Here is an 11,350-nt window from a genome sequence, read left to right on the forward strand (position 1 = left end):
AACATATCAATACCAGCAGCGCGAATCGCATATATCCTTAACTTGTAATTTTTTATAAGTTTTCGCTTTACACTGAAACTTGCCATGGCAAACCCCGGCGATTTCGCATATACGGTCAAACAGCAGGCCGATATTGTGCGCGTGATCGGCGAGTATGTGAAGTTGAAGAAGGCCGGAGCACAAAATTTCAGCGGGCTGTGCCCTTTCCACAATGAAAAGACGCCGTCGTTTTCGGTGCACGCCACGCGCCAGTTTTATCACTGCTTCGGGTGCGGAGTTTCAGGCGATGTCTTCAGCTTTGTACAGAAGATCGAGAACATAACTTTCCCCGAAGCCGTGCGCGCCATCGCGCAAAAGCTGGGGATCGCCATTCCCAAACAGACTCCTGCCAGCCCGGCAGAGGCAAAAGAAGCGCGCTTGCGGGGTGCCTTGATCGACATGCATGAACAGGCCTGCGTTTTTTTTCAGGAGCAACTGCAGAAACCGGAATCGGCTGGAGCCCGGGAATATTTAGCCGGACGCGGCCTGGACCAGCAAACCATCACGCAGTTCCGCATTGGCTATGCGCCGGATTCAGGCTTTCTGCTGCGCGATCGCCTCAAAAATAATTTCGATGAGGAAGCCTTGAAAGAATCTGGCCTGCTTTCCTGGAAGCCGGATGGCGGCGACAAAGCGCCGATGTATTCCAGATTTCGCAACCGCATCATGTTTCCCATCGCCAGCGAGGCGGGCAAAATCATCGCATTCACCGGACGCACCTTAAGCACTGACGACAAAGCCGGACCAAAATATCTGAATTCGCCGGAGACCGCCATCTATTCCAAGTCGCGGGTGCTCTTCAACCTGGACCGTGCGCGGGAACACATTCGCAAATTTGATTATGCCATCCTGGTTGAAGGACAGATGGATTGCATCTCGGTGTTTGCCGCTGGATTTCAAAACGTGATTGCCAGTTCGGGAACAGCTTTTACCGAGAGCCAGGTGCGGCTGCTGGCGCGCTATAGCAAGAGGATCCTGGTGAATTTCGATCCGGATACGGCCGGCGCAGCCGCCGCTGAGCGCTCCCTCGGACTGCTGGTTGCTGAAGACTTCCGCATCAAGGTGCTCACGCTGGAGCCGGGGTACGATCCGGATTTGTACATCCGCAAGCGCGGCAAAGATGCTTATGGAGCCGCCTTGAAGAGCGCGCCGGATTACTTTGACTACCTCATGGAGCGCGCCCGCGCCCAGTTCCGGGTACAGACCTCCCAAGGCAAAGTGCAAGCCGTGAATTTTCTTCTGCCGCATCTGCAACGCGTGCACAACAACATTCAACGGGATGAACTGGCCGCGGACATGGCGCAAAAGCTGGGCATCGATTCCGCATTGTTACGTCAGGAGTTGAAACACTCAGTCAACACGCGCGCGGGCAGCATCAAGACGCCGGCGGAGCCGCAGGTCAATGAGGCCGAAAAGATTGTGGTTCGGGTGCTGAGTTCGCGTGAGGAAAGAGAGTTGAGCGTGAAAATTCACGATATTTTTTCCGCGGAACTCTTGCACCAGGGGCTGACATGTGAATCACTGATCAACGCCCTGCTGGCTTCGAGTACTCCCGATGATCCTATGAACCTTGAGTTGAATGAAGGCGACCGGCGCTTGTTAGCTTCGATCCTGATGAACGAAACCCAGGAAGAGTTATCGCCTCAACTTGCCGAGCAGGCCCTGCATGCCCTTCGCCGCCAGCGCATGGAGCGGCAACAGCGCACACTGAAGGCACAGATCGCCGAAGCCGAACGCAAACAGGATTCGGCAACCCTCGCCCGCCTGATGCAGGAAAAACTGGCCCTCGACCGCTCTCTTTCGGAACGAAAGTAACGGATGTGCTTTGAACTGATTTTTAAAAAATCCGCGTAATCCGTGAAATCCGCGGTAAGCTTTTGTTTAAAGTCAAAGTGGTATCATCCTGGTATCAAATCATTGATTTCTCAGAAATTGCAGGCCATGATTGTGCTAGACGTGTGTTTACGTCCGGCATTCCAGAATGCGGCGGGTTTAGCCGAAGCGCGAAGTGGCACGGATCGCGCGAACGTAGCGAGTTGGGATTTCCCAATAAGCCCGAAGAAGCTCTTTGAAATCTCGAAAAAAAGTGCCGAGGTTCCCCAGAAGCGCCCTGCGGATGATATCTATTCAGTAAATACCCAACTATCTCAGCAAGTGCCGACCACGAAAGCGGTTTTCCTCAATAAATACGCATAGATCACACCGGTTCAGGTACCCCGGAACACTAGCCAGCAAGTGGGGTGGGGCGCTGGCTTTTTGGCCATCCCGACCGTATCAAACTAGTTACCTCTAGCGGCTACTTTAACTCCCCTGCCAATTCCTGGCTAACCGCGACTAGCGAGTCGCCTGAGGTTTGCGCTATCAAGCCGGCATCTTGGAACACGGCGATGCTCCAACCCCGTTGATCCTCGTGAAAGATCACCTGCACCGACCGTGGGCCCGGCGCTGGAGTGTAGTACATCATCTGCCGCGAGCAATGGTCTTCCAGGAAAGACCCCAGATCGGGCCAAAATACTTCTCCTGCCAGGGGAATGGAGCGCGGGAAGACTTCTAATTTTCGGCCGAGGCCATGGTGCCAGTCGGCATCGAAGGTGACAATACTATTGCCACCAGAACAGTGATCGGTAGAATTTGTGCTTTGCATGATGCATGTCCTTTCGGTACGGGCATGCACCAGGAGGTTGAGAAATAGTCCTGTAAAAACAAACACCCGCCGGGGCATCAGGCGGGCGCTTTTACAAGGGAGACATTTGTTTCGGAGTTGTTGGTTCCGCACATCGAATGAAAGTTTCGCTTTCACTCTAAGCACCGTGGCGTCTCCAGCCCCGGTTGCCGGACCCGGCTTTTTTTCGGGTCGCTCCTGATGCTGAAAGGAGTTTATCACACCTGCGCGTTAAGGGCGATTTGCAGTTTTTGCCGTACCGTATTATGAAAGACTATGAAAAAAATACGGGTGGGAATCCTGTTTGGTGGCCGCAGCGGTGAGCACGAAGTATCACTGCTCTCGGCAACCTCGGTGCTGGAGGCCATCAATAAGAACAAGTACGAGGTGGTACCCATCGGCATCACCAAGGACGGCCGCTGGCTGACAGCGCAGCACGCCGAAAACCTGCTGCGCGGAAAACAGGACCCGCCCTTGCAGCTACGCGCCGGCGATCCCCGGGCGACCCCCACCGCCGCAGTGCTGGCCACCGGCAACGCCACCTTTGTTCCCCCAGTACCACGAGCTGAGCTGATGCCATTCCAAATCAGCGGTTCGCCCGATCTCAATCCTATCCATGTGGATGTCATATTTCCCGTGCTGCACGGGACTTTCGGCGAAGACGGAACCATCCAGGGGTTGCTGGAGTTGGCCGATATTGCTTACGTTGGCGCAGGAGTGTTGGGCTCGGCGGCCGGCATGGATAAAGACGTAATGAAGCGCCTGTTTGCCGCCGCGGGATTGCCCATCGTAAAACACCTGACGATTCTGCGTAGTGATTTGCAAAAGAACCCCCACCGGGTGCGAAGGCTGGTGGAGAGTCAATTGAAGTATCCTTTGTTCGTGAAGCCGGCGAACCTGGGCTCCTCGGTCGGGATTTCCAAGGTGCATAACAGCAAAGAGTTCGCTCATGGAATGAAAGAAGCCGCATCCTACGACCGCAAGATCGTCGTGGAAGAGAGCGTGGGCGGCATGAAACAAAAGGCCCGCGAGATCGAGTGCTCGGTGCTGGGCAATGAAAAGCCGGTGGCTTCGGTGGCGGGTGAAATTATCCCGGCAAAAGAGTTCTACGATTACACCGCCAAATACCTGGAAGAAGGTTCGCAGTTATTGATTCCAGCCAAGCTCACCAAGAAGCAGATGAAGCATGTGCAAGAGCTGGCCATCGCCGCTTTTTGCGCCGTAGAGTGCTCCGGCCTGGCGCGCGTGGACTTCCTCATGGACCCGCACAACGAGGAAATTTACGTCAGTGAGATCAACACCATGCCTGGGTTTACTTCGATCAGTATGTATCCCAAACTATGGGCGGCTTCGGGAGTGCCCTACCCCGAGCTGATTGACCGCCTCATCTTGCTAGCGCTCGAATCTCACAAAGAGAAAAAGAAAAATCGTTATAGCCGATGTAATTAGCGCGGTAGATCGAGCCGCTTTTTCCGCTTTGGTAAGAGCCGGCCAGATTTAGTATTCTTTACCCACTTATGCAGGGCAGACGCGGTTTTTCTTGGATTGAACTTCTGGTCGTGATTCTGTTGTTGCTAGTTTTGGCGCTGCTCTTCACACCCATCGTCGACCGCAGAATCTACGCCAATGAATCCTCCGCCGTTGCCGCAGTGCACAACATTCAAAGCGCGCAACTCAAGTATGCGCAGACTTATCCAGCGATTGGGTTTGCAGATAATGTCGCCAAGCTGGGCGCACCGCCTCCCGGAACTCAGCCCAACTCTAATCATGCGAATCTGCTTGACCCTGCTTTGGCATGTCCCAATCAACCTTGCGCCAGGAGCGGTTACTTGTTTGCCATTGATCAGACCAGTGGCACGCCGGTAACAAGTTTCCGCATCACGGCTGTACCCGTGGTTCCAGGAAAAACCGGCGGTCGCGGCTTCTGCGTCACAGGATTGGGAATCATCAGCACCGACCCTGCGGGAGGAAAAGCCTGCTCGGTGCCGATTAGGTGAGATGTAGCTGCAGGCAAGCCGCGTTTTGGGAGGTTGGGTGAATATTGTTAACTCGTGGAATGAGTGGGACCCGCTGCAGGAGGTCATCGTCGGATCAGCGCGTGGGGCGGCAGACATCGGCTTCGAGCCTGCGCTCTCTCCGTATTTTCAGCCGGATAGTCCGGGACGCAAGTTTCGTGGCCAGCCGGTGCATCCTTCCGTCGTGGACGATGCTGAGCGCCAACTGGATAACTTCGCGAACATTCTCGACCGTCTTGGAATCACGGTACGCCGGCTGGATCCGGTGGAGCACAGCATTCCAGTAAAGACCCCCGACTGGGAGATCGCCTGCGGACACGCTACCGCGTGCCCGAGAGACCTGCTTCTGATCATCGGGAATGAGATCATCGAAGCTCCCATGGCGCAGCGGGCACGGTACTTCGAGTTCCGGGCCTACCGCAGCCTGCTCAAGAATTACTTTGCTCGCGGCGCGCGCTGGACAACCGCACCCAAGCCCCTCATGTCCGACGCTCTGTATCACGAGCGCAGCCAAGGCCAGTCCGAAGCCGCGTTCGATTTTGCATCCGGCCCATTGCTCACCGAATTCGAACCGGCCTTCGACGCAGCCTGCTTCACACGGTGCGGGCGCGACATATTCTGGCAGCCCGATCTGGTCAGCAACGAATTTGGCGCCGAGTGGCTCCGGCGGCACCTGGGTTCCGCTTTCCGCATCCACCGCACCACGTTCCGCGAGCCAACCCCCACGCACATTGATACGACACTGGTACCGGTGAGACCCGGACTGGCCCTCATCAATCCAGAGAGACCGTGCACCAATGGCTCGCTGAATCTGTTCACGGCAAATGGTTGGCAACTTGTGACCGCACCGCCCTCGGTAAGGACCGGCCGTTCACCGGCGCGGGACGTGAGCAACTGGATATCAATGAACATCCTCATGCTAGACGAACGAACCGCCGTCGTGGAAGAGGCAGAAAAGCCGATGATGGACTTGATGCGCTCATTGAAGTGTGAAGTCATACCCTGCCCCTTCGACCGCGTGTATCCCTTCGGCGGTGGATTCCACTGTTGTACCGCGGACATCCGGAGAGATGGAACCCTGCAGTCGTACTTTCCGTCACTGACGTCGAGCGATCCCAAGGCCCAGGAGAAAAGTTTCACGTGAAAAAAACGCCGCCCCATTTCGGGACGGCGTCGCTGCTATTCCACAAGCAATGCGTTGACATCGCGGGCGATTCCGCGCTGTCTCAGCCTTGCGTGGGATGCAACACACGGAACGTGCTTCCACCGTTAGACCAGACCAGCAAGAGTGTGTCCTGGTCCTTGGGAACGTTGGCCAGTGCTTTCTGCACGTCAGCGGCAGATTGCACCGGGTAGCGATTGACTTCTGTAATGATGTCCCCGGGCTGCATGCCCGCGTTATCGGCTGAACTGCCGGGCAGCACTCGTTCGACCACTGCCCCATGGACGTTGCTGCCGGCTTGCATCTGTTGCCGAAGTTCTGGAGTCAGATCGGCCAATCCAAGACCCCAGCGCGGTTTGCCGTTTTCGGCGCTGGCGCTCTTGCTTTCGTCAGCGCGGGCTCCCATCGCGTCCAGTGTCACGGGCACGTTTACGCTGCTTCCATCCCGCATGACTTTCAAATGGATTGTCGTGCCTGGCTCCTTTTGTCCAACTCCCACTTGAAGCTCGCCAGCATCGTTCACGGTCTCGCCATTGAGCCCGGTGATGACGTCACCCACCTTCAATCCTGCCTTAGCTGCCGGTGAATCGGGTTCGACCTGTGTGATGACGGCCCCGGAAGCATTGCTCACGTGGAAGTACTTAGCCTCATCGGGAGTGACATCACTGATGCCGATCCCCATGTAACCGTGGTTGACTTTGCCGGAGCGGATGAGCGTTTCAACCGTGGGCCGCACGATCTGCGTGGGAATCGCGAACCCCATGCCCGAGAAGCCACCCGTCTGCGAGATCAGGAAGGTATTGATGCCGATGACCTCGCCCCGCGCGTCCACCAGCGGGCCACCGGAGTTGCCTTGATTGATGGCGGCATCGGTCTGGATAAATTCTCCAGGCGCTCGCCGATCAGCAGCATATGGATTCGGACGGTTCAGCGCGCTGACGATGCCGCGGGTCACGGTAAAGCGGAACCCAAGTGGGTTGCCGAAGGCCAGCACGGTTTGTCCGGGACGCAACTTGGTCGAATCTCCCCAGGGAACGCTGGGCAGATTGGATTCGTTCACCTTGATCACCGCCAGGTCGGTCAGCTTGTCCGCGCCCACCAGCTTCGCGGGAAGAATCCGCCGGTCAGTCAGAGTGACGCGAATATCGGTCGCGCCATCCACAACGTGGTTATTGGTGACGATGTATCCATCGGGCGAAATGATGACTCCGCTGCCCAAGCCGTGCTCGACTTGCGGCCCCGGCTGCATAGGCTGCATGGGCTGACCGAAGAACTTGCGTCCGAATGGACTAGAGAAGAATTGCTGCAGGCCATCGGAGTTGCCGCCGTCGTCATTATCGGCAGCATCGCTGCGATCACCTGAAGGTTTCGAGGTCACAGTGACATTCACGATCGCCGGAGTCACCCGCGCCGCTACTGTCTCCATGGCATTATCCAGCGCGAGCAATGCGTTGACGCTGTTGTCGTCAAGCGGCGCCGCGGCGGGCGCTGGTGCGGGTGTCGCCGCCCTCGCCGGCTTGGCGAATTGATATGTCGCAAGTGAAACCACCGTGCCGATTGCGACGACGGGCACGATTAAGCGGCGGGTGAGCGCCGCTTGCCAACGTTGAATCCAACTTCTCATGTTTCGTTTCTCCTTATCAGCAACTAAATATTTAGTTGTTAATTACAAAAAATTTTGGAGGCTCAGATCGAGTTCATCACGATCGTGGTCTGCACTTGCTCTCCGCCAATGCTCCTGACGGTGACGCGCCAGACGCGTACCCTCCAGACTCCCGCATCACTTGCCGTATCAAATGACGCGGATTGCACAAAGACCACCATCGGCGGACCCACGATGCCATTAGGCTTCACACCGGCGCCGGCAGTCTTCATCATCTTTGCGCACACTGGAACTACAAGCCGAGACGTATTGAACCGGACCAGAGTCGGCCTCGGTGTATTGGCATCAACATTGGCATCGGCATCGATCTGGGCCAAGGCCGTGCTCGGCGCGGCACGAAGCGAATCCATGCGGCCGGCGTCGGCTGACTGTGCCGGATGCGCGTAATCTTTGGCATGCGACGAACTCTGGATTGCGACCAACTCCGGCGTGTAGGGCACAGCCAGAAAGACCGCAACTGATAATGCAGCCATCGCGGCCAGTGCCGGAGGCCAAACCCTGGTTCCACTCGGCCGGTCTACATTCAGAATCTGAGCAATGCGCAACGAGGTCTGCCGCACGCGGCCCAGAACCGCCTGGGCCAACGTCAGTGCTCTTCCCTGCTGCATCTTCTTCGCCAAGACCTTCTCCGCCAACGATACCAGTGACGCCGCATAAGCTCTGGGGTTGGCCGTATGGGCCACAACCAGGTCGTCGCAAGCCATCTCGCGCTCCAGGGCGAGACATCTTTCGATCCACCAAACGGCAGGATGAAAGAAGAAAATTGCCTGCACGATTTTCTGCGCAAGGTTGGTCCAGTCGTCCCAGCGCCGAAGATGCGCCATCTCGTGCAGCAAAATTGCCTTGAGCTCTTCCACCGAGAGCTCATGCAGCGCCCAACTGGGAACGACAATCGCAGGCCGGAAAAATCCCAGAGCGGCAGGAACCCGAACGCGATCGGAGACGCAAAGCTTGACCCGGCGTTGTGCATTGAACTGGGCGAGAAGCTCGACCCCCAGAACCTGGATCCCCAGAACCTGAATCCCCAGAACCTGGATCAACGACGCATCCAGAGTTGACAGATCCACTTCCTGAGAATTGCGGCGCAGTTGCCGCACATGCCAGAGCGAGATCACGACTCTGCCGAGAAGCACCAGCACGACCGCAGCCCAGATCACAAATAAATAAACCGCCACGCTACTCGAGATCGTGAGCTGAGCATGGGGCGATCCGCTTGAAAATGCCGGTGAGCTTAGAAATGCCGGTGAACTTAATACTTGTGAACCAGGCCGCGCCAAAAACGGCAGCGCCACAATCGCCAGCAGGGTCCAGAACCATACTGCGAAGCGCGTCCCCGAATTGCGGGCGCCAAAAACGCGAAGAACGATCCAGCTTAAAGCAGCGATGGCCAGACCCCAGGCGATGGTGTTCAACACGCGTCCGGCTGAGACCTGGGCCACGGTTTCGAGATCGAGGACGCTCATTTTGCCTGGCTCCGTTCCAGCATCTCGCGCAATCGCTTTACTTCCTCATCCTCAAGATCGTCACCTTCCAGAATGTTCAAAACCAGGGCCTCATGCGAGTTGCGGAAGAAGCGGCTGACCAGGTGACGGATCTCGGCACGGGTAGCTTCTTTTTGTCCGATCCGCGGCTCGTAGATGTGCGCCCGGCCGTCCTTAATATGCTGGAGGTAACCCTTGCGTTCCAAAATACGAACCGTGGTCAGGACGGAGTTATAGGCAAGCGCCGGCTTGGCCGGCAGCCAGTCCAACACCTGCTGGACCGTGCCCGGCCCTTTCTGCCAAAGCACATCCATGATGCGCAGTTCGGCGCCGGTTAAGGTTGTGGATTGCTTCCGAGGCACCCGAATCCCCTAAAATTATTAGACCTTATTAGACTCACGAGGTTGCGGAACGTCAACTAAGTATTTAGTTGCTCCCGGACCCGGAATGGTTGCTTTGGAAATACAGTAGTTGCTTTTGAAATACAGCACCACCGCGGATTCCACGGATCACGCGGATTCTTCAAGAAGTAGTTCAATCGTCTTTTTAGGTTGGGCTGAAATTTCACGTGTATTGCTTTGTGCCCTTCGTGTTTCATTCCTTCGTGTCCTTTGTTTGTTAAACAAAGATTCTGGACTTTCCCCGCGCACAAGTGTAGGATGTTGGGCAAATGTAAGTAAGCACATACTTACATTGCCGGTGAGGTCACGATGAAGCCAGACAGGATTCGTTTACTCACGCTTTCAACCACAGTATTGCTGCTATCGCTCGGGGCTTTAGTTCTAGAAACGCAGAATCTGGAAGCCCAGACTTCTCGCACCCAGACTGCAGGGGCCCAGAATGCACCGATGCAGAATCCAGCGATGCAGAGTATGCAGCCGCCGCCACTGCCCGCTGCTGCGGGAGTCCAGCCGCCCGCCCAAACTTCGTCGACATCTTCTTTGCCATACGGGATGGGTCAGGCTCCGATCCCGGCACCTCCCATCCTGCCTCCAGCCTCGTGGTCCCCCGCAGATGAAAAACGGGCGCCGCCCGAATCGATGATCTACCAGAACTATTTCAGGCACGTGGGCAGCCTGGAGCAGGCGGCCCAGCAGGAAGACAAACAGCGGGGTGAGAGCGGGGCCTCGCCATGGCGCACCCATGAGCAGCGCGTGCTTGGTCTGACCGGCGAGGAAGGGAAAGTCCTGACGGCGGTAGCGCTTGATTGCAATCGTGAGTTGCAGTTCCAGGACCAGAAACTTGCGGCCATCAGCGATGCCTACTGGAACCATCCTACAGGCCAGCAGAAAGGCCAATATAAAGGCCAGGGAAAAACCCAATATAGAGGCCAATATAGAGGAATGTCCCGCGGCTTCCAGCTCCCACCACCTGAGTTCAGGCATCTGTCGGAGCAGAGAACTCAAATCATCCAACGCTACATTGGCCAACTGAAGTTGTCTCTGGGCGATGCCACCTTTCAGAAGCTCGATCGCTACGTAAAGTGGAACTTTGGCGGGCATTCCCTGCCTGCCATGTACCCCCCGTATATGTATGCGTATACAAACTTACCTGCATCTGCTCAAATCCCCTCCGGGCCACCAGTGCCCGAGCCGGCGCACGCAGTTGCCCAACCCGGGCCAGGCTACTCGCCGGCACCGCCGCCCGCAGATTCCCAACTCGCATCAGTCAACTCGCAGCCGCCGCCAGCAGATGCTCAACCCGCGTCAGACCAGCCGATGACTCCGGACCCGGCCCCAGCGCCCGCCGGCGACAACGAAGCTCCGCTGACCGTGCACGCTGGCGATGTTCTGCCCTGCCCCGTGGATGATGATCGTCTTTCCGCAGTAAGCCAGCAGAAATTCCTTACGGTGGATGGTTCGGGCAATGTTTATTTCACCGCCGATTTTTGCGTCTTCAAGCTCGACTCTTCGGGAACGGTCACGCGCGTGGCCGGCGGGGGCTCGACGCACGGACCACTCTTTGGCCCAGCGACCGCAGTCTTCCTCCCTTATCCTCATGGCTTGGCCGTAGATCCAGCCGGTAATTTATTTATCGGGCTGGGCGGAGCGCACCAGATCGTGGTGGTAACCCCCGGCGGAGCGCTGACCACGCTCGCCAGCCTTTGCGGCCGCCTCTGGCCGTCTTGCAGCGCGAGCATCAACGACATTTCTGACCCTGCGGGGATGGCCTCCGATTCGGCCGGCGACATCTATATTGCCGACGATGCAGGCGCTCGCGTGGAAAGGATATCGAACGGCCAGGTCACAACCGTAGCCGGCACCGGCACCTATGGCTTTTCCGGCGATGGCGGCCCGGCCACTGCAGCCGCTTTGAATGGGCCGCTCG

The 11,350-nt window shown here is 56.9% G+C and carries 10 protein-coding genes and 1 riboswitch; of the genes, 6 read left to right on the top strand and 4 right to left on the bottom strand.

Features of this window, described 5'->3' with window-relative positions:
- Positions 1–84: 84 nt before the first annotated feature.
- A complete protein-coding gene (gene dnaG / locus VK738_11965) occupies positions 85–1,854 on the top strand; it encodes a DNA primase (protein HTD23364.1) in 1,770 nt (589 codons plus the stop codon).
- 42 nt (positions 1,855–1,896) lie between these two features.
- Positions 1,897–2,235: a hypothetical protein gene (locus VK738_11970; GenBank protein ID HTD23365.1), complete on the top strand. Its 339-nt coding sequence runs from the start codon at positions 1,897–1,899 to the stop codon at positions 2,233–2,235.
- Positions 2,236–2,335: 100 nt separating this feature from the next.
- On the opposite strand, the gene VK738_11975 is transcribed toward VK738_11970, so the two are convergent.
- Positions 2,336–2,683, bottom strand: coding sequence for a hypothetical protein (locus tag VK738_11975; GenBank protein ID HTD23366.1), 348 nt, complete (start codon positions 2,681–2,683; stop codon positions 2,336–2,338).
- Between the two features lie 96 nt (positions 2,684–2,779).
- A riboswitch (SAM-I-IV-variant riboswitch) is annotated at positions 2,780–2,911 on the bottom strand.
- Between the two features lie 66 nt (positions 2,912–2,977).
- On the opposite strand from VK738_11975, the gene VK738_11980 reads away from it, so the two are divergent.
- From VK738_11980 to VK738_11990, 3 genes are all read left to right on the top strand, one after another.
- A complete protein-coding gene (locus VK738_11980) occupies positions 2,978–4,150 on the top strand; it encodes a D-alanine--D-alanine ligase family protein (GenBank protein ID HTD23367.1) in 1,173 nt (390 codons plus the stop codon).
- 68 nt (positions 4,151–4,218) lie between these two features.
- The gene (locus VK738_11985) at positions 4,219–4,698 is read left to right on the top strand and encodes a prepilin-type N-terminal cleavage/methylation domain-containing protein (protein HTD23368.1); all 480 of its coding nucleotides are present in this window, start codon (positions 4,219–4,221) and stop codon (positions 4,696–4,698) included.
- 37 nt (positions 4,699–4,735) lie between these two features.
- Positions 4,736–5,860, top strand: coding sequence for a hypothetical protein (locus VK738_11990; GenBank protein HTD23369.1), 1,125 nt, complete (start codon positions 4,736–4,738; stop codon positions 5,858–5,860).
- A gap of 82 nt (positions 5,861–5,942) precedes the next feature.
- On the opposite strand, the gene VK738_11995 is transcribed toward VK738_11990, so the two are convergent.
- From VK738_11995 to VK738_12005, 3 genes are all read right to left on the bottom strand, one after another.
- On the bottom strand, positions 5,943–7,502 hold the full coding sequence (locus VK738_11995; protein ID HTD23370.1) for a Do family serine endopeptidase: 1,560 nt from the start codon (positions 7,500–7,502) through the stop codon (positions 5,943–5,945).
- 62 nt (positions 7,503–7,564) lie between these two features.
- A complete protein-coding gene (locus VK738_12000) occupies positions 7,565–9,004 on the bottom strand; it encodes a M56 family metallopeptidase (GenBank protein HTD23371.1) in 1,440 nt (479 codons plus the stop codon).
- Positions 9,001–9,384, bottom strand: a complete 384-nt coding sequence (locus VK738_12005; GenBank protein ID HTD23372.1) for a BlaI/MecI/CopY family transcriptional regulator — start codon at positions 9,382–9,384, stop codon at positions 9,001–9,003. Before VK738_12005 ends, VK738_12000 begins: the two co-directional genes overlap by 4 nt.
- Before the next feature lie 486 nt (positions 9,385–9,870).
- Here VK738_12005 and VK738_12010 point away from each other — a divergent pair.
- Positions 9,871–11,350, top strand: a 1,480-nt coding sequence (locus VK738_12010) for a hypothetical protein (protein HTD23373.1), incomplete at its 3' end; no start/stop codon positions are given.

Source organism: Terriglobales bacterium (assembly GCA_035487355.1).
In the GTDB taxonomy this organism is placed as follows: domain Bacteria; phylum Acidobacteriota; class Terriglobia; order Terriglobales; family Acidobacteriaceae; genus QIAW01.